The following is a 21,198-nucleotide window of genomic DNA, read 5'->3' on the forward strand; positions in this document are numbered from 1 at the left end:
CGCGTGACCGATCATGCAAGCGGTGTACCCACTGCGGGGCGGTCGAACCTTCCCCCGGCAGAGTTGCGGGTAACGTCGCCGAGATGAGAGATCAGCCCGCCAGCAAGGGCTTCGAGGTCGACGTGTCCGATCTGGACGGTGTCGCCGTGGTCTCGGTACGCGGCTCCCTCGATCTGGCCAGCGCCCCCCGACTGTCGGAAACGGCCTACCCCGCTGCAGAAGTGGCGTCGAACGGTCTCGTGTTCGACCTGACGGGCGTGCAGTTCATGTCGTCGAGCGGCGTCACGGTTCTGGTCCGCACCATCGACCTGCTGCCTGACGGGGCGTCCGCCGCCATCGTCGCTTCCCAGCCTGCTGTGCAACGACCGATCACGCTCAGTGGGCTCGATCGGGTGATCACCACGGTCCCGGACGTCGCGTCGGCGATCGAATTCGTCAGTCCGGCCACGCCGAACCGTTAGAGCGTTACGCGGGCGAGAGGGATTCGAGCGCCTCGGCACGGGTGCGGTGCACAGTCAGGACGTCGTCGAGACCGACCAATTCGATGGGGCGCCGCGTCACGTGACTGTCCGCAACCACGACAATGCTCACATCGGCATCGTTGTTGGCTGTCAACAGGACGGTGATAGCGCTCGAACTCAGGAACTCGACCCCCGAGAAGTCGATGACCACACCCTTGGTGTCGGAGGACAAGGCGCGGCCGATCTCGTCGGAGAATGCCGGTGTGGTGCTCATGTCGAGTTCGCCGGACACCACAACCACCGTGAACGAGCCCACGACTTCGACACTGATGTCGACGCGGGCGGAACGGTAGCTGTCGGACATGTATCACTCCCCAGGGCGGCCGAATACCAAGGTCTTTTCGATCGCGGCACTGGGTTCGACCACGCGCTGAGAAGTGTACAAGAGCCGACTACTACGCAGGGTCGTCGCTCACAGAACCACGCAGCTGCTCGTCGCGGATGCGAGGAGGCGCCCGGTGGCGTCTCGGAGCTCGGCCTGCGCGAGAGCGGTGCGCCGACCGATGTGGACGACCGTGCCGGTGCACGTGACCACGCCCGTGTCCGCCCGAATGCCGCGTAGGTATTTCACTGACAGGTCGAGGCTGGTGTAGCCGACGCCTGCGGCCAGCTTCGTCTGCACGGCGCACCCGGCGGCGGAGTCGAGCAACGTGGCGATGATGCCGCCGTGCACCGAACCGATCGGGTTGTAGTGATACTCGCCGGGCAGCAGGGTGAACACCGCTCGGCCCTCGCTCGCCTCGGTCAGTTCCGCGCCCGTGAGAGCCATGATCGGCGGGGCGGGGATCTCCCCGGACGCCAGGCCCTGCACGAACTCCAGACCGGTGCGGCCGGCCGCCGCCTGCGCTGTCGTCATCGGATCGGTCCAGGTGACGGTCCGAGACCGCGTATCCGGGGTGGTGGTCATCGGTGGTTACTCCTGTGTGGGACGGACGGTGTCGGGGGCAGCGCCGAGGGCAAGCGCGGCCTCGGCGCGAGGCACGAGATGACCCTCGCTGCAGCGCAACTCGGCATGAACCGGTGCGTCGCACCCGCGATGGACGGTGTGAACCGGCGGCCCCCCGGTGCCGGATTCCCACCGGTCGCCCCAGTCGCGTAGGGCGGTCAGCACCACACGCAATTCGACGCCTTTGGGTGTGAGGTGGTACTCGTGGCGTTCGCGTTGGCCTGCATCGCGGTACGGCCGACGCTCGAGAATGCGGGCTCGCGTCAGTTCACCGAGGCGCTTGGACGCCGCTGACTCGGACACGCCGACGCGACTCGCGAAGTCGTCGAATCGTGTTGTGCCCATGAAGGCTTCGCGCAACATCAACAGGCTGATGCGATTTCCGACGACGTCGAGAGTGTTCGCGACGGAGCAATTGGTGAGAGTCAACTGCGAGCGGTCGACCAGTAGTTCGGTCATGACACCACCGTAACACGCCTGACTTGTTGTTTCACTAGTCAGCGGGCTACGGTGTGCTGACTAGTTCATCGACGAGTCAGGAGCGGGTATGGACGGCAGAAAGCAGTTCATCACGGTGATCGCGATGTGTGTCGGATCGATGGTGACGTTCCTGCAGATCACGGCGTCGGTGTCGTCGTTGGGCGCGGTAGGACGTGCCCTCGAGGTCGCGCCCGCCACACTGGTCTGGGTACCGAGTGCGTACACGCTGGCGGTTGCCGCGCTGGTCCTCTCGGCCGGGACGTTGGGCAGCCGATTCGGTCGCCGCCGCATGTTCCGCTCCGGCGCGGTGGTCCTGGCTCTCGGTGCGGCCATCGTCGTGGTTGCGGACTCGCTTCCGACCGTCATCGTCGGCCAACTCGTCGCAGGTGTCGGCGGCGCGCTGATACTGCCGAACAGTCTGGCGATCGTCGCGGCAACATTCCCCGATCCGCACCGCCGTACGGAGGTCATCACGCTCTGGGCCGCGTCGTCCGGAATCGGACTGGCCGTCGGACCCATCGTCTCCGGTGTCCTTCTCGATCACGCCGATTGGCACTTCGCCTTCACCCCCGCCGTCGTGCTGGGAGCCGTCGCTTTCGCCCTGACCTTCACCGGTGTGGCCGAAACACGTCAGCCCGGAACAAGATTGGACCCGACCGGACTGGTGCTGGGAACCGTCGCCGTCGCCGCGCTCGTGTACGGAATGATCGAGGGCGGCGGATCGGGCTACACCGACGGCCGCGTGGTCGCGTCGTGGATCCTGGCACTCGTTGCCGTGTGCGCTTTCGTGGCAGTCGAGTTGCGTGTCCCCACCCCCATGCTCGACGTCCGTCTCTTCCGGTCCGCGTCGTTCGCCACCATCAGCGCGGTCGCAGCGATCGCGCTGTTCGGTTTCACCGGTCTGGCGGTGTTGCAGGTGCTGTTCTACGAACGCGTGCAGTCGCTCGACGCACTCGCCACGGGCTATCGGGTGGTGGTGATCTTCGCCGTGTACGTGGCGGTCGCCGCTGTCGCGGGTCGACTGGTGCGGCGGGTGGGGTTCGTGCCACCGCTCGCCGGCGGTCTCGCACTGGGCGCAGTGGCCGCCCTGGGACTGCTGACGCAAACCGCCACAACGGGTTTCGAACTCGTCTGGTTCTGGTTCGCCTTGTTCGGCGCCGGGGTCGGTCTGGTGGCCGCCCCCAGCACGGCCGCCGCGATGGTCAGTGTCGACGCCGATCGAGCGGGCATGGCATCCGGCGCCGTGAACGCAGCACGCCAGATCGGGTCCGTCCTGGGTTCTTCCACCCTCGGTGCCGTGCTGACCAGCACGTTGATCGGTGCCTTACCGTCCGAGTTGTCCGCACGGGGTGTTCCCGAACCGGTTCAGGCCGACGTCGTGGCCGCTGTCTCCTCGGGACAGATGGGCACCGTCGACGAGAACGTCACGGCCGCCATCGGTTCCGCGTTCACATCGGGTGTGCACACCGGTCTGTGGATCATCGCCGCCGTGTTCGGTGCGGGAGCTGTCGCGACAGTGGCGTTCGTACGGAACCGGCCCCATGTCGTCGAAGGTTCGGCGCCGACTCTCGTCAGTTGAACGGCGTTCCGCCGGTCACCGCGATCGTCTCACCCGTGATGTAACTGGACTCGTTCGATGCCAGGAACACGTAGGCGGGCGCCAGCTCGGCCGGTTGCCCGGGGCGGGCCAGCGGTACTTCGTCACCGAAGCTCTCGTACTTGTCCGCGGGCATGGTTGCCGGTATGAGCGGAGTCCAGATCGGACCGGGCGCGACAGCATTCACTCGAATACCGCGTGCCGCCTGGTCGGCGGCCAGGCCCTTGGTGAAGGCCACGATGCCGGCTTTGGTGATCGCGTAGTCCAGGAGTTCAGGAGAGGGATTCGATGCCTGAATCGACGTGGTGTTGATGATCGCGGACCCCGGCTGCAGCACCTCGACCGCCTTCTTCGACAACCAGAACATTGCGTAGAGGTTGGTCTTGAGAACTCGGTCGAACTGCTCGGACGTGATTGCGGCGATCCCGCCCATCTGTGCCATCTGGAAGGCGGCGTTGTTGACGAGGATGTCAAGACCGCCAAGGTCTTCGACCGCCTTGTCGACGAGACTCCTGCATTGTTCTTCGTCGCGAATATCGCCGGGAACCGAGAAACCCTTTCGCCCGGCGCTTTCGATGAGTTGGACCGTGGCGTCGGCGTCTTCTTGCTCGGCCTCGAGGTGGCTGATCACGACATCGGCTCCCTCCCGCGCGAAAGCCAGCGCGACCGCGCGACCGATTCCCGAATCGCCGCCTGTGATCAGTGCCAGACGGCCTTCGAGGCGGCCGGATCCGCGATACGAGTCCTCCCCGTGGTCCGGAGCGGTGACGAGGTCGCTCGTCAGCCCGGGGTGGTCGATCCGGTCCTGCGCCGATCTGTCCGGCATGGGGAACACGGTGGTCGGATCGGCCTTGGTGTGTTGGTCGGTCATGTCGTTCCTCTCGCTCGCTCTACCCGGGTAGGTGGCGTGTACCCGACGACGTGTCGGCTCAACCGGTGTATCGCGCGGCACAGCAGGTGATTTCGGATTGAAGCAGTTACGATCCGCAGCATGTCCGAACCACGCCCGCCGCTCCCGCCGTTCGACCGCAAGACCGCGACGGTCAAGGTCCAAGCGGCCGAAGACGCGTGGAACTCACGTGACCCGCAGCGAGTGAGTCTGGCCTACACGCAAGATTCCGTCTGGCGTAACCGCAACGAATTCATCACCGGCCGGGACGAAATCGTCTCGTTCCTGACGGCGAAGTGGGAGCGCGAACTCGACTACGTCCTGCGCAAGAGCTTGTGGAGCTTCGACGGGAACCGCATTGCCGTGCGCTTCCAGTACGAGTGGCACGACGCCGGCGGCCAGTGGTTCCGTAGTTATGGCAACGAGCTCTGGGAATTCGACGAGAACGGGCTGATGAGTCGACGCGAAGCGAGCATCGACGACCGCCCGATCGACGAGTCGCAGCGGCGGCTGTTCGGACCGCGAGCCGAGGGTGATAGCGGGGACATCCCGCTCGATTGACGTAGCCGCGCGTCGAATACGTATCGGCGCTGAGGATTTTCGGTCGCGGTTGCATAATTGCAGCTCCGTTTCAGCGATTCGCACGGACGTTCGAAAAGTTGTCGGTGGTGGTCGCTATGGTTCTGACATGCTTTCGGGGGGAAGTTCGCACGGCGAGACCGGTGCGACAGCACATCGGATCGGCGACCGGGTTTTCGCCGATCTGATTACCGCTGTGGGAGAAGCAGTTTCGGCTCTGGCTGCGGCGGATGCATCATTGTTGTCGGATCAGGACATACGGACGGTGTGGGCGCAGTCGGTTCGTTGTGCGCGCATGCTCGACGGTGCTTCGAATGTCTGGTTGGCACAATTGCTCGACGCGCGTGGCCTCGACGACCTCATGGGCAGCAACTCCGAGATCGTCGGAGCCCTCGTGAACTGCGGGGACGGCGAGGCGGTGTCGCGAATCAAGGCGGCGCGGACGCTCGCTCCACGTACCTTGCCGTCCGGTGAGCGTGCAGGCGCGAAATACCCGACGACTGCGTCGGCGGTGCGCGACGGAGACATCACCCACGCACACGTCAAAGTGGTCGAGGACTTCCACAAGGAACTCTCCGACGACGTTGCCCCCGACATTCGGGAGGCGGCGGAGCGGCAACTGGGAAACCTTGCGCGCACCACCCGGCCGAGGGAGTTCCGTCAGGCTGCAGAAGCGTTGGCGCAGTTGATCGACGAGGACGGGAAGCCGCCGAAGGACCGCAGGGACAAGAAGCGGTCCGCGTTCATCAGATTCGACCGTCAGGGTAAGGACGAGATGTCCGGCGGCCGGATGTGCGTCGACCCCGAGGTGCGGGCCTTGATGGAGACAATCTTCGCGAAGGGCGGCAAGCCAGGTCGCACTACCGGTGACGACGACAAGCCGGCCGACGCCGGTGTCGTGGGGCTGTACGACCGCGATGAGGAGGGTGACGACGAGGGTGATGATCCGGGCCCCGACCCGTCGCCCGGCCCGGACCCCGCGCCCAACCCGGACCCACCACCCGACCCCGACCCCTCGCCCAGCCTCGAACCGCCTGACGACCCCGCACCGGTCATGCGTTGGGATTCGCGGTCAGCGGGGGAGCGCAACCACGACGCTCTCGAGGCCGCTCTCACCGGCTACCTGGCGTCGGGCGCGCTGGGCAAGCATCGCGGGGTCACCTGCGTCCCGATCGTCACGATGACTCTGGACCAGCTCGAGTCTGCATCCGGGGTGGCGCTCACCGCGACGGGGACGAGAATCGATGTGCGAGATGCGCTTCGGATGGCGTCCGGTCAGCACGCGTTCCTGATGCTGCTCGACGAACACGAACGCCCCCTCTTCCTGGGCCGAACGAAACGTCCAGCAACAGCGGATCAGCGGTTGGCCCTGTACGCAACCGAGCGTGGATGTAGCTTCCCGGGCTGTTCGGCGCCGGGGGTGTGGTGCCAGGTGCACCACACCGACGAATGGGTGATCGATGACGGGTGCACCGACATCGATCTGCTCACGCTGGCGTGCGAGCGGCACCATCGTCTGGTGGGCCCCGGCGACAACCGTTGGGCCACCACGATTGCAGCCGATGATCATCCGTACGCGGGTCGCGCGTTGTGGCATCCGCCGCTAGCGCTCGACCCGAGCCGGACGGGTCGGGTGAATCACTTCTTCCACCCGCGGGAGTTGCTGTACCCGCCGGAAGATCAACCCTGACTGAACGTTTCGGGGGAGAGGTCTGCGCTGGGTCGATCAGTACGGCAGATCGATCCGGCCGGAGAACACCGTCTTGACCGGCTTCGCGGTCACGACCTCACCGAGTTTGTTCGCGCCCTCGGGCGTGAGCCGCCACGCTGCGTACGCGTCGTGCGCGGCGGTGTTCTCCCACTGCTCGACGACGATCACGTGGGCGGGATCCGCGTCGTCCACGATCACCTCGAGGCCCTGGTTACCCGGCCACTCGCGCGTCGCCTTCAGGGTCTCGACGATCACCTTTTCCGCCTCGTCGAGACGGGTGGGATCGAGGTGCATCTCGAGTTGGACTACTGCGGACATGGGTGTCTCCGTTCACGAAGGGGCCTGCGTCTCGACTGTACTGCGCACCGCACGGCAGGATGAACACCGTGCCCGCCCCCTCGTGGAACCGAACCCTGGCAGTTCTCGCCGTCGCATCGTCGGTGGCGGTGAGCGTGATCTATCTTCCGCAGTCGATGCTCACCGCGCTGGCAGTCGACCTCGGTGTCGCGCCCGGTGCGGCGAGCGTGATTGCCACCGCGGTGCAAATCGGTTACGCGGTAGGCATTTTCCTGTTCGTCCCTCTTGCCGACAAGATCCACCCGAAGCGGCAGGTCACCATCCAGTCCGTCGCCTTGACCGCAGCGCTGCTGGTCTCGGCCGTGATGCCGACGGTGGTCGCCGTCGCGCTCGGATTCCTCGTCGTCGGTCTCGTGGCCAACATCGCGCAGGTGCTCATTCCGGTGGCCAGCAGCTTGGCGCCGGAGGGACGCCGAGGGTCGACGACGGGAACCATGGTCGGTGCCCTGCTCGTCGGCATCTTCGGTGGGCGCATCGTGGCGAGCGTTCTCGTCGACGCCCTCGGATGGCGTTGGGTCGTCGCGCTTTTCGCCGCGCTGATGCTCGCCACCGTTCCGTTCGTCCGGAACGTATTGAGCATCGACATCCAACCGTCGTCGCCCGACGCCGGTTACGGAAGCCTGCTCGCGGGGACGGTCCGCTTGGCTCGACGCAGCCCGGAGCTCGTCGAATCTGCCGTGATCCAGTTCTTCGTGTTCGCGACCTTCAACTCCTTCTGGACGGTGATGGTTCTGCACCTTACGGCCGAGCCGTTCGGATGGACGGTGCTGCAGGCGGGACTGTTCGGCTTCGTCGGCTTGGCGGCGGGGGTGGTGACACCGTTGGCCGGCCGGCTGATCGACGCGTACGGCCCGCTGCGGGTCGTCGGCGTCGGTCTCGCGTTGCTGATGCTCGCCAGCGCAGCAGTGCTGGCCGACTCGAATGTCATCGTGCTGTTCGGGATCACGCTCTTCGCCGTGACGTTGGCGAACCAATCCATTCAGTCCGCCAACCAATCTCGCGTCCTCGCAGCGAATCCCGGCGCATCGGCTCAGGCGAACACCCTCTTCATGGTCGGCGTCTTCCTCGGAGGGTCCACCGGCGCGATCTTCGGGCCGTTGGCCTACCAGGGCGGAGGCATGGTGGCGGTCGCGTGGTTGGCCGTGGCGTTCGTTGCGGCAAGCGCTCTCGCGTGGGGTGTGGCAACAGCGCGGCAGAGGCGCCGCGCGAGCGAGACGGTTGTGTGATGGACCTGCAGATCGCCCTGAACGGTGACGTCACGCATGCCGCCATGCCGCGCACTGCCGACGAGATCGCATCGGACGCTGCAGCGTGCGTTGCCGCGGGTGCGACGTTGCTGCACCTGCACGCCTTCGACGACGACGGTGTCGAATCGCTCGCACCGGGTCCGGTGGGCCGCATGCTCCGTGCGGTTCGTTCCCGTTGTCCCACAACTCCGTTGAACGTAACCACGTTCGCTGCCATCGTCGAGGATCCGCGCGAACGCCTCGAACTGATCCGTGGATGGACGGAGTTGCCGGACCTCGTTGCCGCCAACCAAGGCGAGGAGGGCATCGACGACATCTCGGAACTGCTCTCGGGGAGGGGGGTCGGCGTGGAGGCGTGCGTGCTGAGCATCGAGGACACCGAACTGTTCGTCCGCTCGGGCAACGCGTCTCGCTTCGTGCGACTCGTCGTCGAGCCGTTGGAGGCCGACGCCGCCGATGCGCTCGCGTTGGACGCCGAGATGGAGAACATGATCGCGGCGGCGGGTATCACCCTGCCTCAACTGCACCACGGTGTGGGCATCGCGTCCTGGGACGTCGGTCGACGCGCTGTTGCACGCGGGCACAGCATCCGGACCGGACTCGAGGACACCTCGGTTCTGCCCGACGGCACGCCGGCGCGGTCCAACGTCGAATTGACCACGGCAGCGGTGGAATTGATTCGCGCGGTGCGCTCGTCAGGACGCGTCGACGACCCGAGAAAGCCACTCGGCGAGTAATTGCTGTTCCGCGCGGCTGAGTGCGGGCAACTCGGATGCGACCGCCGTGAGTGCGATCGCGGCCGACACATGGCGCGTGTCTGTCGACACAGTGCCGTCGGTCAGCACGGTCGCAAGTACGGCATCGAGCATCTGCGTAGCCAATTCGGGGTCTCGCGCATCGGGTGGGCTCGACAGAATGCTCAGGATGGTTCCGGTGCCGGCGGCGTGGATCATGTCGACAGCGCGTTGCTCGCTCACACGGAGGCGTCCCGCAGCGGCGACGCGGCGTACCCGCGCGGCCAGCACGTCAAGACCGGATTGCGTTGCGACCGAACGGCTCCGACGATCGGGATTGCTGAGTAGCGTGAACAGGGTCGGATTGGCGACGCCGAAATCGATCTGGGCGTCCCACCCTCGTCGCAAGTCCTCGACCGGGTCTACCTGGTCGTGCGATGCTGCCTCGACGATCTCGGCCTTGGCGGAGACGTATGTGGCCATGACGTGCTCGGCGACGGCGTCGAGCAGACCGTCCTTGTCTCCGAAGAGTCGGTAGATGGTGGGTGCCTGCACACCCGCCTCGTCCGCCACCCGTCGAGTGGTCACGGCGCCGGAACCACCTTCGCTCAGGAGTCGGGCCGCCACCTCCACGATCGTCGCTCGTGTGTCGGCCCTGCGCGTCTCCATGGTTATCAATGCTAACGCACTAGCGCTATCGCTGTGTTACCTTCGATAACAGCAGACTGATTTCACTGATAACGGAAGGCACGTCATGATCGTCGTCACCGGAGCAACCGGCGCGTTGAACGGGGCCACCGCCCAGCACCTGTCGTCCCTCGTCGCCACCACGGACATCGCGGTTGCCGTCCGAGACGTCGACAAAGCGAGCGGTTTCGCCGACCGCGGTATCGACGTACTCCACGGCGATTACGCCGAACCCGCCTCGTTGGCAGCAGCATTCGACGGTGCGCACCGGTTGCTGCTGGTGTCGTCGAACGATCCGTCCCGAGACACGGTCGGTCTGCACCGCACAGCCATCGAGGCGGCGGCAGCGGCCGGTGTCGAACGGGTGTACTACACGAGTCATCAAGGAGCGTCGCATGATTCGCCGTTCGTTCCGTGCCGTGTGCACGCTGCGACCGAGGATCTGCTGGCCGACTCGGGGCTCGCGTGGACATCGCTGCGCAACGGGTTCTACGCACACACCCTCGAGTGGCTGCTGGGCCCGTGGCGCGAGACCGGCACGATGGTGATCCCCGCCGACGGACCCGTGTCGTGGACTGCGCGTGCCGATTCCGCCGAGGTAGCCGCAGTCGTGCTGGCCTCCGACGCGACGTACGACGGTCCGATCACCATCACTGCGGGCACCGCGCCGACCGTCGAGGACCTTGCTGCGATGGCGACGGACCTTGTCGGCCGACGTGTCGAGTCCGTCGTCGTCGACCCCGATCGATGGGTCGCCGACCGGATGGCAGACGGCATGCCGGCAGGGGCCGCCCGGTTCACGCTCGGGATCTTCGAGGCAGCGAACGGGGGATTCTTCGCCGGGACGGATCCCCTGCTGACGCAGCTGCTGGGCCGCGACCCGCGGCCCGTGCGGGAGGTGCTAGCTCACCACGGCACGATGTGACCCTGGTAGTCGATGAACTGCAGCCCGCCGTCGCCGCCGTGATCTTCGAGAACGTCCGCGACCCCGCGGGCGCTTTCCTCGACGGTCAGGCGTGCGTCGGTTCCGCCGAGTTCGGTCTGGACCCAGCCCGGATGCACCAGCAGAAGGGTCCGCGAGTCCGCGGACGTCCGTGCTGCGTACGACCGCACGAGCTGGTTGAGGGCCGACTTGCTCGCTCGGTACACCTCGTGTCCGCCAACGGTATTGAACGAGACGCTGCCCTGTCGAGACGACATGACTCCGATGGTCCCCGCCGGTGTCACGAGCGATCCGAGGGTCTCGATGACGCGCATCGGGCTCAGCGCATTAGTGACCATGACCTTCACGAAATCGTCGGTGGACACGGCGCCGACGGGTTCGTCGGCATTGGTGATGCCGGCGTTCACGAAGAGCAGGTCCAGCGATGTTCCGTCGAGCCGTTCCTTCAGAGCGTCGATCTGGGACGGCTCGGTCATGTCGAGGGTTTCGACTGTCAACCCACCACTGGGGTAGGTCTCGCGCAGCAGCTCGAGGCCTTCGGACCCGGCGCTGCGGACGGTGGCGATGACGTCCCACCCGCGTCCGAGGAGCTCCTCGGTGATTCGGAGGCCCAGGCTTCGGGAGCCTCCGACGACAAGGGCGGTCTTTGCTCCGGTTTCGTTGGCCATCACCCGATATTACGTGCGGCCACGGAGGCACCGTGGAGTGCGGCCGGTCCGAGGACGGATGCGTAATACGCTGAGTCCATGAGCATCGACGGCAACACCGGTAGGGGTTCGGACGGAGGTCGGCCGATGATTCGAGACTGGGCCGAGCTCGATTCGTCGGACCCGTTGCGACGCTATCGAGACTGCTTCCTCGGCGCCGACGACTCGTCGGTGCCCGCGTACCTGGACGGCAACTCCCTCGGTCGTCCCACCAAGGCCGGTGTCGAGCGCGTCACCACGTTCATGACGCAGTCGTGGGCCGGTCGATTGATTCGCGGATGGGACGAGCAGTGGTTCGATCTACCGCTCACCGTCGGAGACGCCCTGGCCGCCGCCGCTCTCGGAGCCGGACCCGGTCAGACGACCATCGGCGATTCGACGACGGTGTTGTTGTACAAACTGGCGCGCGGCGGCGTGGCTCTGCGCCCGGGCCGGACCGAGATCGTGCTCGATCGCGACAACTTCCCGACCGACCGTTACCTCCTCGAATCCATTGCGGCAGAACTGAACATGTCGTTGCGGTGGATCGAGACGGACAGGCGTGAGGGTGTCACACCGGACCAGTTGTCGGCGGTGGTCGGTGACCGCACGGCACTGGTGGTCCTGAGTCACGTCGCCTATCGATCCGGCTTCCTTCTCGACGCAGCGGAGGCAGCTCGGATCACCCATGCGGCCGGGGGTGTGTTGTTGCTCGACCTCTCGCACTCGGTGGGATCCGTTCCCCTGGAACTGGATTCGTGGGGCGTCGATCTCGCCGTCGGCTGCACGTACAAGTACCTGAACGGAGGCCCCGGGTCGCCGGCGTTCGCCTACGTCCGCGCCGAGCATCTTGCCGACTTCGCGCAGCCGATCTGGGGATGGATGGGCCGCGCCGATCCGTTCGAGATGGAGCAGGGATACGTTGCGGCTCAGGGTATTCGACGGGTCATCAGTGGAACGCCGCCGGTCCTGGGCATGATCGCCATGCAGGACACCATCGAGATGCTGGCCGACGTGGGCATGGCGGCGGTGCGTGCGAAGTCCGTCGCGCTCGGCGAGTACGCCCTGGATCTGATCCGAGAACTACTGGTGCCGCTCGGAGTGGAGATCGCCTCGCCCGAGGACTCGTCGCGTCGCGGTGGCCACGTGACCATCGACCACCCCGATTTCGAGCGGATCACGGCGCGGTTGTGGGAACGGGGTGTCATCCCGGACTTCCGCGGTCCGAACGGGATTCGTCTCGGGCTGAGCCCGCTGAGCACCTCCTTCCAGGAGGTTCACGCGGGTGTCTCGGCCATCCGTGACGAACTCCTTGCCTGACGTGTCACGATCGGAGTCCCGTCAGCAACCTCGCCAACTCCAGGTACGCGTCCGCGTCGCCCAACCCCGTTCGGTGGACGACGTCGCGACTCTGGATGCGCACCATGGTCGACGCCGCAACGTCGCCGGCGAACACCGCGGCGCGCTCGGGTAGGTCGGAGTCTTCGGAGATCAGCTGCTGAACCCGACGCGCCGCGATTGCCGTGTTCTTCTCGTACACCGCTCGGGCGGGTGCCAGCGAGTCGAGGTCGGTCATGAACTGTTCGGAGGCCGGTCGTAGCGCGGCTCCGACGGCGGTCAGATAGGCGGTGATGCGGTTGTCGGTCACTCCGATCAGCGCAGTCTCGACCTGGTCGGTCGCGTCGCGGAAGAAGTGGACGGTGGCCGCTTCGACCAGCGCGTCCTTGCTGTCGGCCAATGTGTAGAGCGTGGACTTGGAGCAGCGGAGACGGGCCGCGATGGCGTCGAGTGTCAGGTGGGCGAATCCGTCGGTAAGGAAGAGGGCCACGAGTTGGTCGAAGAGCTCGGCGCGGCGCGCGGTGGCGTGAGCTGACATGGATCGATAGTACTGGAGCGAGTTGTGCAGTACTGTCGGTAGTACTGAACGCTGCGTCGCAGTACTGCCCGAGGAGAATTCAATGCCGGTCGACCGCCTGTTGCCCACCGCCGAAGCTCGAGATCTGATCCAGCTCACCCGCGACGTCGCCGACAAGGTGCTCGAGCCGGTGGTCGACGAGCACGAGCGTCACGAAACGTATCCGGACGGTGTGTTCGCGACGCTCGGTGAAGCCGGGTTGCTCAGCCTTCCGTACGCCGAGGAATGGGGCGGCGGAGGTCAGCCGTACGAGGTGTACCTGCAAGTGCTCGAAGAGCTGGCGGCCAGGTGGGCAGCCGTCGCGGTGGCGGTGAGCGTGCACGGGTTGTCGTGTCACCCGCTGATGTCCTTCGGGACCGAAGAACAGAAGGCCGAGCACCTCCCGGGCATGCTCGACGGAACGCAGATCGGTGCCTATTCGCTGTCGGAGGCAGAAGCCGGTTCCGACGCCGCCGCGCTGCGCTGCAAGGCAACACCGGCGGACGGCGGCTACACGATCACCGGGTCGAAGGCGTGGATCACCCACGGCGGCAAAGCCGACTTCTACAACCTGTTCGCGCGCACCGGCGAGGGCTCGAAGGGCGTGTCCTGCTTCCTGATTCCCGACGGAATCGACGGGCTCGCGTTCGGTAAGCCCGAGGAGAAGATGGGTCTGCACGCCATCCCCACGACGTCGGCGCAGTACGAGAACGTGCGCGTGTCCGAGGACCGCCGGATCGGTACCGAGGGGCAGGGACTGCAGATCGCGTTCAGTGCGCTGGACGCCGGTCGGCTCGGCATCGCTGCCGTCGCCGTCGGGATTGCGCAGGCGGCGCTGGACGACGCGGTGGCTTACGCCCACGAGCGCAGCGCGTTCGGGAAGAAGATCATCGACCATCAGGGGTTGGGCTTCGTGCTGGCGGACATGGCGGCGGCCGTCGACTCCGCACGAGCGACGTACCTCGATGCCGCCCGACGCCGCGACGCGGGACTTCCCTACTCCCGCAACGCGTCCGTTGCGAAGCTGATTGCGACGGACGCCGCCATGAAGGTGACGACCGACGCCGTGCAGGTCTTCGGCGGCTACGGCTACACACGCGACTTCCGTGTGGAGCGGTACATGCGCGACGCCAAGATCACGCAGATTTTCGAGGGCACCAACCAGATTCAGCGGCTCGTCATCGCGCGTTCGCTCACGGACAGGTGAGCTGTTCCCCGATAACAGGTTTCCTGCTATGTTTCGCCAGAAGAAACTAGCGGTGGGGGCCACGATGGTGTTGGGGGATTCTGTTCGGCGCGGGTTGGTGTGCGCGGTGGTGGTGTCGGCAACGGTGCTCGTCCCGGTCGGTGCGTCCGCCGATCCGGCGCCCGGCCGCACGGAGCGGGAGATCACCTCGTCGTCACCCGTGACGGGCGTGGTGGCGTCCGTCGTGAGTCTGGACGCTCCGCTGCCCACCGGGTCGAAGCCACACCCGGCAGAGTGTGATCGCCTGTCCTACTTGCGTTATCGCGCTGCAGACGGACCGCAGCGATCCGAGGATGCGGACAGGGTTCTCGTCGCGCAGCCCGGTGTGTTCGAAGGTGCGGGCGCCTTCGAGTCCGTTGCACGCAACACGGTGGCGGCTGCGGATGCGCAGGGCCGGCACATCGAGTTCTGGGCGTTGGACCGACGCTCGAACTGCCTCGAGGACCACACCGGAACGCAGGCGGCCCTCGCTGCGAACGATCTCGACGTCGCCACGAACTACTACTTTCGCGGCGGCACCGCGAACGGGCGCACCTTCGCCGGCTACGCGGACGGAGCCGCCACGGCGTGGCTGTCGGACCAGGGTCTCGTGCAGACGATGCGCGACGAGTACGACGTGCTTCGACTCGAGTTTCCCGATCAGCCCACACGCAAGCAGAAGGTGTTGTGCGGCGGGCATTCGCTCGGCGGCTTCCTGACCGGATACTTCGCCGACTGGGATTTCGACGGCAACCCCGCCACCACCGAGGACGCCGGATACAACCAGTGCTCCGGATATTTCGCGCTGGACACGGTCATCAAGGCCGGTCCGCCGAATCCCATCAGGGGCTTCGACATTCCGCAGATCCCGTCGGCGCTCGCAGGTCCGATCGAGGCCGCATCCGGCGCGCTCACCGACGTCTATCCAGTCACCCGGTTGCCGGCGGTGATCAACCCGGAGACGACGAACTTGCTCGCGATGGCGGGACTCGCGGCGCGACTGAACCCGACCGGGGTCAACGACATCGTCGATCGACTTCCGCGCAGCCTGAACTTCGACGCGACACTGCGCACTCTGCTGTCCAAGGACCCGGTGATGGCTGCGACGGGTCAGCCCGACATCCGCACGTTGTACGCGACCAACGACGCCGTGGTCGGTGCGCTGCTGGACGACAATTCCCAGCCGCTCGGATTTCTGCAGGCGAGCGTCGGGTTCATCGGGAACGGTCCTGTTCAGGACAAGTACTTTCCCGTCCCGAACGAGGTGGTAGCGGCAATTCCGTTGCTGGGCACTGCACTCGGCAACGATCGCAAGGCGGCGCCGTCGAGCTACGGCGACCCGAACGTCGTCTATACCTGGCAGGACTACGACGAGATGACACCCAACGCCTTCACCGATCCGTCGAAGGAAGTCACGTCCATCTCGCAGCTCACCCGCAGCCTGAGCGAACCGCCGCTGGACTTCACCGAGTGGTATTTCCCGACGGCCATCAACACGGATCTGGGTCAGCCGACGGCGCCGTCCATCGCGCGTCACTACCTCTACCGCGATGGCGTCACCCGGAATCCGGTGCTGACGCTCCAAGGCGACGGCGGTCTCGACCTCGGCGGATCGAACAACCCGAGCGACGTTCCGATCAAGCTGGCCGGCTACAACCACCTCGATGTGCTCACGGCAGATCGGAAGCAGAACAACGGTCTGCCCGAACAGGTTTCGACGAGACTGGCCGACTTCAGTCGCTGAGGTGAGCGTCAGCCGAGCAGTCGGTCCAGCGACCGGTGGGCCGACTGGACGAACTCGGGCTTTCCGACGTTGGTGCGCAGTGTGTCCAGAATGATCCTGGCGAGTGCGTGAACCTTGATGTTGCGGCTCTGCGATTGCGCGGACAGCACCGCGAACGCATCGTCGGGATCGATGCCGAACAGGGCGGTCAACGTTCCCTTCGCTTGCTCGATCTCCACGTGACGCAGCCATCGTTCGTCGGCATCGACGTCGGACGAAAGCGCTTCGGAAGGAGCGCTTTTCGAGCCGGCTGAACTGTCTGCCGCCTGAGTGAACATCTCGAGAAAGGACGGCGACTGCGACGAATTGCCCGACATTACCAATTCCTGCATTCGGGAACACCCACGACGAAGGTCCGAGCGAATCGCGAACGCGACCTGAGCGGCGTCCAGGTCCCCGGCAGACTGTGGATTCAGTGTTGCCCAGATTACATCCTCGACCGGCCCTCTGCACGATTCGACCGGTGCCGTCGAGGCACGACGAACCGATAGCCGTGGTGGGTAACATGAACCGGCCGGTCTCATTCGAGGGGACGGGTGCAAGCCTGGACGGGGCAGGGATTCACATGACCGAAGACGGACCGAAGGACCACAGGCCGGAGGTCGACGACGTCGCACGGGACGACGACCTCCAGACCGCCCTCGCCGGCCTCGCTCAGTTGTCGATGGGGTCGCAGGCTCTTCCCGACATGCTCACCCACGTAGCCGACTTCGCGGTGAAGGCGATTCCGCATGCGGACGGCGCCGGTCTGACATTGATGCACGACGCGAGGCCGGACACGGTCGTCTCCAGCGCCAGTTTCGTGCGCGAGGTGGACGAGATCCAATACCGCATCGAGGAAGGCCCCTGCATCAGCGCTGCGGCGACCGCCGAAACCGTGCGGTCGGGGTCGCTCGGCGGGGACAAGCGGTTCCCGCATTTCGGTCCACGCGTCGGCCGTCTCGGAGTGCACAGCGCGTTGTCTCTACCGCTCATCACGCGGGACACCGTCATCGGCGCACTCAACGTGTACTCGAAGTCGAAGGACGCGTTCGACGACGGGGCGGTCACACTCGGCGAAATGTTCGCGTTTCCGGCGGCGGTGTCGGTCATGAACGCACAGGCGCTCGCCGACGCGGTGCACCTTGCTCAGCAGCTGGAGAAGGCCCTCCACAGCCGGTCGGACATCGATCAGGCGATCGGAATCCTGATCGGTCGCACCGGATGCAGCCAGACGGAAGCGTTCGACAAGCTCCGCGCGATGAGCCAGCGGGAGAACCGCAAGTTGAAGGACGTCGCGATCGGCCTCGTCGAGGAAGCCGCTCGGCGCGCTCGGGCTCGTTCGACGGATTCGTGAGACGCACGGCTCGGGGCTTTCGGTCCGGGCGATAGGCGACGGCTGTACGGTTGGGAACAATCCGTGCGAAAGGGCTGGTTCTCTTGTCTCAACTTTCCGAGTCGAGTCCACAATTCGAGTCGCCGGATCTCGTGGCGTCCCTGGGCGAACTCGCGCGGACGCTGCGTACCGCCCGACGCTCCACTCCTGACACGCTCGAAACGATCCTGAGGTCGTCGCTCACCTTGATCGACGGGGCCGACAGCGGCGCCATCGCCACGTTGGGCAAGGACGGCTCGCGCACTGTGGTGGCGTCCACCGATGCGTTGTCCGGCGATCTGTGTCGTGAGCAGTTCGAGATGGGCCAGGGACCCATCGTCTCCGAGGTCCGGCACTTCACCGTCGTGGTGTCGGCCGATCTCGACAAGGAGAGTCGGTGGCCCAAGTTCGCGGTCACCGCAGTCGACGCCGGTATCCGGTCCCTTGCCGCGTTCCAGCTGTACAGCAGCCACGAACAAGTCGGCGCCCTCGTCCTCTACAGCACGCGGGTCGACGCGTTCGACGACGACGTGGTGTCGATCGGCGAAGCCCTCGCCGCACACGCGGCCGTCGCCCTGCTCTACGCGCAGGACACGGAAAACTTTCAGAACGGTCTGGCGACCCGCGACATCATCGGTCAGGCCAAGGGCATGTTGATGGAGCGCTACGACATCGACGCGGTGCAGGCATTCGAGCTGCTGGCGAAGCTGTCCCAGCAGGAGAACAGGCGGCTCCACCTCGTGTGCCGCCAGCTGGTGGACGCCGATCACCCCACACGGTCCGTGGAGTCGTAACTCCCGATAGTCAGACGTAGCCGGCGAGCTGGCGCTGCACGACGGCTTCGTTCAGAGCAGCGGCCGCGGAGACGATGGCGGCAGCGTCGTCGGAGTCGCAGTCCCCGTCGGCGACCCTCGCCACCGCATCCTGCATCCGAACGCAGAGCTCGGCGATTCCGAACCCGTCCGGGTCGACGGAGTTCGCCTCGTCATCGGCGATCGCCTGGACCTCGCCTTCGTCCCCAGAGTCGATCTCGACCTCGGATTCGACCTCGTCCCCGACTCTTTCGGCTCGTTCGTCGGGGGTCTCCGGGCGGTAGTTGCGTGCGTTGCCGTTCATGACGGTCTGCGTGCCGGACGACATGGCCACGAAGGTCGAGCGGCCGCGGTCGGGGATCCCGCTCACCCGGTACACCTTCGACGGTCGCGCAATGCTCCGCACCACCATCCCGTCCGTGATGTCGTTGGGGTTCGAGTGCGTCGGGGCCACCGACAGCAGTGTACGAGCACACCACGGGCGGCATTGTTCGATCGGCCTAGGTATATGTGTTACCGGTCACGTACGGTCATCTCACCAAACTGTCGACTCGACGAACGGATGTGAAGTGCGGCTGTCCAAGTCTCTCGCTGCGATCATGGGAATTGCTACGGCGATGGTGCTCACCGTCGCGCCGTCGGCCTCTGCCGCACCCGATTTCTACACCCCGCCGTCGCCGCTTCCCAGCGGGTCCAACGGCGACCTCATCCGCACCGGACCGTCCGTCCTGGTGCCCTCGGTTCCCGGCGTGAACGGTCAGTTCCCCGGCACCGCAACGCGTCTGATGTACCGATCCGAGGACGCGAACGACAAGCCCATCGCCGTCACCGGCACCTACATCGATCCCGCGTTGGACTGGACGGGTAAGGGACCGCGGCCGGTCGTGGCGGTGGCGCCGGGCACCCAGGGTCAGGGCGATCAGTGCGCACCGTCGAAGATGCTCAACCAACTCATCACCTACGCGCCGCCTCTCGACGTCATGGTCGAGTACGAACTGCTGACCATCAATGCGCTGCTCCTGCAGGGCATAGCCGTCGTGATGACCGATTACCAGGGTCTCGGTACTCCGGGGAACCACACCTACGTCAACCGTGCGGCCGAGGCGCATGCCGTCCTCGATTCGGTTCGGGCTGCGCAGAGTCTGCCCGGCACCAAGATCACGCCCGACGCCCCGGTGGGGATGTGGGGGTATTCGCAGGGTGGCGGTGCCACCGCTGCCGCAGCCGAGCTGGCCGGTGAATACGCGCCGGAGCTCGACATCAAGGGCACCTACGCAGGAGCGCCACCGGCCGACCTGGCGGCCACGCTGGCGCAGGTCGACGGCACCAGTCTGACCGGCGTCATCGGATACACGCTGAACGGTCTGCGGGAGTCGAACCCCGAGTTGAATCCGACCATCGACGACAACATCAACCCGGCCGGTCAGCAGATGCTCGCCACCGTCGCCAATCAGTGCGTGGGAGCGACCGTGCTGAGCGTCGGGTTCCATCGCACCAACGAGTTCACCAAGACCGGTCAGTCCCTGTCCGATCTGCTGAAGTCGATTCCGATCGCGGGTGAGGTGTTCGCGGCCAACAAGATCGGCAACCGGACGCCGACCGCACCGGTGTACATCGGCACCGGGTCGACGGATGACATCGTGCCTCACGGTCAGGCCGTCGAGCTGGCCGGCGACTGGTGCGCCAAGGGCGCGAACGTGCAGCTCGACACCGTTCCGCTCCCGCCGATCTTCCCGGGACTCGGTGCGGGACACGCACTTCCGTTGCTCATCAACGAGATTCCGGCCATGAAGTGGCTGGGGGATCGACTGAACGACGTTCCGACCGCCGGGAACTGCGCGGGGTAACAGCCGCGAACGACGAAAAGACCGCACCGACCCGTCAGGGCCGGTGCGGTCTTTTTCGTGGGGCGAAAGACTACTTCTTGGCGGCGGGGGGCTGGTTCAGCAGCTGCGTGAACGGGCCGACGTTCGCGGCGGTGGATCCGAGGCCGCCGATGGCGGTACCGGCGAGTGCTCCGGTGGAGCCGAGGAGGATTGCCCCACCGATGCAACCGGCCACCGGGCCGGCGCCGAAGAGAAGTGCGGCGGGGGCCGAGACGACGCCTGCTGCCACGCCACCGAGAACGCAACCGGTGACGAGACCCGTTGCGCCGCCGATGTAACCACCCAGGGCTGCGGTGGTGGTGATGTTGTCCTTGACGCCCGACACGGCGGCGGGAAGGTCCACGTTGGTCTCGAACGCCGCGGTGGGCGACGGTGCGGGGGCGGGAGCAGCAGCGGGATCGGCGTACGCGGTGCCGGCGGCGGTGCCGAGCGAGGCGATCGTCAGGGCAGCGACCATTGCGAACTTCTTCATCTTCATGTGTCTCGGTTTTCCTTCACTGGTGACTGTGGTGGCGAAGCCTGTTCGACGGCGAGACAGGCGGAGCTTCGGTGTGGGGCGTCCCCCGTCCACCGGTAGCTGCAGGGGAATCGAACTACGAGGGCAGCGGACGTGTCAACTCGGACACGACCAAAACTGTTGTTGCTGAACGAATTTCAAGATAGCGATGACGGGAGGGTGAACAACGGGTGTGGACCGGCGCGGTCGGTTTGGTTCGCGTTGTGTGTCCGCACCGTCCCCGGCGGCTGAGCTTGTCACCGAGCACGACGAGACGACGTCGTCGGTGACCTATGTCCGTTTTGTCACGTAAACCCCACTGGCCGTTACCCATTCACGATACGTTCACGTTCCGACCGCCCTTCGCGGCT

24 protein-coding genes are annotated in these 21,198 nt (G+C 65.8%); 13 read left to right on the plus strand and 11 right to left on the minus strand.

The genetic code is table 11. The features are described from left to right. Window positions 1–83: 83 nt before the first annotated feature. On the plus strand, window positions 84–461 hold the full coding sequence (locus tag IEW02_RS18580) for an STAS domain-containing protein (RefSeq protein WP_188546372.1): 378 nt from the start codon (window positions 84–86) through the stop codon (window positions 459–461). 4 nt (window positions 462–465) lie between these two features. Here the strand turns inward: IEW02_RS18580 and IEW02_RS18585 are convergent, their stop codons facing one another. From IEW02_RS18585 to IEW02_RS18595, 3 genes are all read right to left on the minus strand, one after another. Beyond that, the gene (locus IEW02_RS18585) at window positions 466–825 is read right to left on the minus strand and encodes an STAS domain-containing protein (protein ID WP_188546373.1); all 360 of its coding nucleotides are present in this window, start codon (window positions 823–825) and stop codon (window positions 466–468) included. 108 nt (window positions 826–933) lie between these two features. Continuing rightward, on the minus strand, window positions 934–1,428 hold the full coding sequence (locus IEW02_RS18590; RefSeq protein WP_188546374.1) for a PaaI family thioesterase: 495 nt from the start codon (window positions 1,426–1,428) through the stop codon (window positions 934–936). Window positions 1,429–1,434: 6 nt separating this feature from the next. Further along, window positions 1,435–1,926, minus strand: coding sequence for a winged helix-turn-helix transcriptional regulator (locus tag IEW02_RS18595; RefSeq protein ID WP_188546375.1), 492 nt, complete (start codon window positions 1,924–1,926; stop codon window positions 1,435–1,437). 88 nt (window positions 1,927–2,014) lie between these two features. Here IEW02_RS18595 and IEW02_RS18600 point away from each other — a divergent pair, with 88 nt between their 5' ends. Beyond that, on the plus strand, window positions 2,015–3,526 hold the full coding sequence (locus tag IEW02_RS18600) for an MFS transporter (RefSeq protein ID WP_188546376.1): 1,512 nt from the start codon (window positions 2,015–2,017) through the stop codon (window positions 3,524–3,526). Here IEW02_RS18600 and IEW02_RS18605 read toward each other — a convergent pair. Then, window positions 3,519–4,415 carry an SDR family oxidoreductase gene (locus IEW02_RS18605; RefSeq protein ID WP_188546377.1) on the minus strand — a complete coding sequence of 299 codons (897 nt, stop codon included), beginning with the start codon at window positions 4,413–4,415 and terminating at the stop codon, window positions 3,519–3,521. The two genes, IEW02_RS18600 and IEW02_RS18605, sit on opposite strands and share 8 nt — an antisense overlap. Window positions 4,416–4,535: 120 nt before the next feature. Between IEW02_RS18605 and IEW02_RS18610 the strand changes: the two genes are divergently transcribed. After that, entirely contained in the window at window positions 4,536–4,994 is a 459-nt protein-coding gene (locus IEW02_RS18610; protein WP_188546378.1) for a nuclear transport factor 2 family protein, read from the plus strand. A gap of 127 nt (window positions 4,995–5,121) precedes the next feature. Further along, window positions 5,122–6,702, plus strand: a complete 1,581-nt coding sequence (locus tag IEW02_RS18615) for an HNH endonuclease signature motif containing protein (protein ID WP_188546379.1) — start codon at window positions 5,122–5,124, stop codon at window positions 6,700–6,702. Between the two features lie 36 nt (window positions 6,703–6,738). On the opposite strand, the gene IEW02_RS18620 is transcribed toward IEW02_RS18615, so the two are convergent. After that, window positions 6,739–7,041, minus strand: coding sequence for a putative quinol monooxygenase (locus tag IEW02_RS18620; protein ID WP_188546380.1), 303 nt, complete (start codon window positions 7,039–7,041; stop codon window positions 6,739–6,741). A 68-nt stretch (window positions 7,042–7,109) separates the two neighbouring features. Here IEW02_RS18620 and IEW02_RS18625 point away from each other — a divergent pair, with 68 nt between their 5' ends. Together IEW02_RS18625 and IEW02_RS18630 are read left to right on the plus strand one after the other, a co-directional pair. Further along, a complete protein-coding gene (locus IEW02_RS18625; RefSeq protein WP_229746151.1) occupies window positions 7,110–8,306 on the plus strand; it encodes an MFS transporter in 1,197 nt (398 codons plus the stop codon). Beyond that, complete coding sequence (locus IEW02_RS18630; RefSeq protein ID WP_229746152.1) at window positions 8,306–9,064, plus strand: 3-keto-5-aminohexanoate cleavage protein; 759 nt, start codon at window positions 8,306–8,308, stop codon at window positions 9,062–9,064. Before IEW02_RS18625 ends, IEW02_RS18630 begins: the two co-directional genes overlap by 1 nt. Here the strand turns inward: IEW02_RS18630 and IEW02_RS18635 are convergent. Beyond that, window positions 9,023–9,730, minus strand: coding sequence for a TetR/AcrR family transcriptional regulator (locus IEW02_RS18635; protein ID WP_188546383.1), 708 nt, complete (start codon window positions 9,728–9,730; stop codon window positions 9,023–9,025). The two genes, IEW02_RS18630 and IEW02_RS18635, sit on opposite strands and share 42 nt — an antisense overlap. 85 nt (window positions 9,731–9,815) lie before the next feature. Here IEW02_RS18635 and IEW02_RS18640 point away from each other — a divergent pair, with 85 nt between their 5' ends. Then, the gene (locus IEW02_RS18640; protein ID WP_188546384.1) at window positions 9,816–10,673 is read left to right on the plus strand and encodes an NAD(P)H-binding protein; all 858 of its coding nucleotides are present in this window, start codon (window positions 9,816–9,818) and stop codon (window positions 10,671–10,673) included. Here the strand turns inward: IEW02_RS18640 and IEW02_RS18645 are convergent. After that, entirely contained in the window at window positions 10,655–11,359 is a 705-nt protein-coding gene (locus IEW02_RS18645) for an SDR family NAD(P)-dependent oxidoreductase (protein ID WP_188546385.1), read from the minus strand. The two genes, IEW02_RS18640 and IEW02_RS18645, sit on opposite strands and share 19 nt — an antisense overlap. Window positions 11,360–11,485: 126 nt before the next feature. Here IEW02_RS18645 and IEW02_RS18650 point away from each other — a divergent pair, with 126 nt between their 5' ends. Further along, window positions 11,486–12,697, plus strand: a complete 1,212-nt coding sequence (locus IEW02_RS18650) for a kynureninase (RefSeq protein WP_188546625.1) — start codon at window positions 11,486–11,488, stop codon at window positions 12,695–12,697. Between the two features lie 4 nt (window positions 12,698–12,701). On the opposite strand, the gene IEW02_RS18655 is transcribed toward IEW02_RS18650, so the two are convergent. Continuing rightward, on the minus strand, window positions 12,702–13,253 hold the full coding sequence (locus IEW02_RS18655; protein WP_188546386.1) for a TetR/AcrR family transcriptional regulator: 552 nt from the start codon (window positions 13,251–13,253) through the stop codon (window positions 12,702–12,704). Window positions 13,254–13,335: 82 nt separating this feature from the next. Here IEW02_RS18655 and IEW02_RS18660 point away from each other — a divergent pair, with 82 nt between their 5' ends. After that, complete coding sequence (locus IEW02_RS18660) at window positions 13,336–14,478, plus strand: acyl-CoA dehydrogenase family protein (protein ID WP_188546387.1); 1,143 nt, start codon at window positions 13,336–13,338, stop codon at window positions 14,476–14,478. 28 nt (window positions 14,479–14,506) lie between these two features. After that, window positions 14,507–16,240 (plus strand): hypothetical protein, encoded by a 1,734-nt coding sequence (locus tag IEW02_RS18665; RefSeq protein WP_229746153.1) that lies wholly within the window; start codon window positions 14,507–14,509, stop codon window positions 16,238–16,240. 8 nt (window positions 16,241–16,248) lie between these two features. Here IEW02_RS18665 and IEW02_RS18670 read toward each other — a convergent pair whose 3' ends face one another. After that, window positions 16,249–16,611 (minus strand): ANTAR domain-containing protein, encoded by a 363-nt coding sequence (locus IEW02_RS18670; protein WP_188546388.1) that lies wholly within the window; start codon window positions 16,609–16,611, stop codon window positions 16,249–16,251. Between the two features lie 233 nt (window positions 16,612–16,844). Between IEW02_RS18670 and IEW02_RS18675 the strand changes: the two genes are divergently transcribed. Next, the gene (locus IEW02_RS18675) at window positions 16,845–17,615 is read left to right on the plus strand and encodes a GAF and ANTAR domain-containing protein (protein WP_188546389.1); all 771 of its coding nucleotides are present in this window, start codon (window positions 16,845–16,847) and stop codon (window positions 17,613–17,615) included. An 83-nt stretch (window positions 17,616–17,698) separates the two neighbouring features. Beyond that, window positions 17,699–18,427, plus strand: coding sequence for a GAF and ANTAR domain-containing protein (locus IEW02_RS18680; protein WP_188546390.1), 729 nt, complete (start codon window positions 17,699–17,701; stop codon window positions 18,425–18,427). 10 nt (window positions 18,428–18,437) lie between these two features. On the opposite strand, the gene IEW02_RS18685 is transcribed toward IEW02_RS18680, so the two are convergent. After that, window positions 18,438–18,899: a hypothetical protein gene (locus IEW02_RS18685; RefSeq protein WP_188546391.1), complete on the minus strand. Its 462-nt coding sequence runs from the start codon at window positions 18,897–18,899 to the stop codon at window positions 18,438–18,440. A gap of 145 nt (window positions 18,900–19,044) precedes the next feature. Between IEW02_RS18685 and IEW02_RS18690 the strand changes: the two genes are divergently transcribed. After that, complete coding sequence (locus IEW02_RS18690; protein ID WP_188546627.1) at window positions 19,045–20,292, plus strand: lipase family protein; 1,248 nt, start codon at window positions 19,045–19,047, stop codon at window positions 20,290–20,292. 70 nt (window positions 20,293–20,362) lie between these two features. Here the strand turns inward: IEW02_RS18690 and IEW02_RS18695 are convergent, their stop codons facing one another. Continuing rightward, entirely contained in the window at window positions 20,363–20,809 is a 447-nt protein-coding gene (locus IEW02_RS18695) for a hypothetical protein (protein ID WP_188546392.1), read from the minus strand. Window positions 20,810–21,198: the final 389 nt, after the last annotated feature.

Source organism: Rhodococcoides trifolii (assembly GCF_014635345.1).
Classification (GTDB): Bacteria; Actinomycetota; Actinomycetes; order Mycobacteriales; family Mycobacteriaceae; genus Rhodococcoides; species Rhodococcoides trifolii.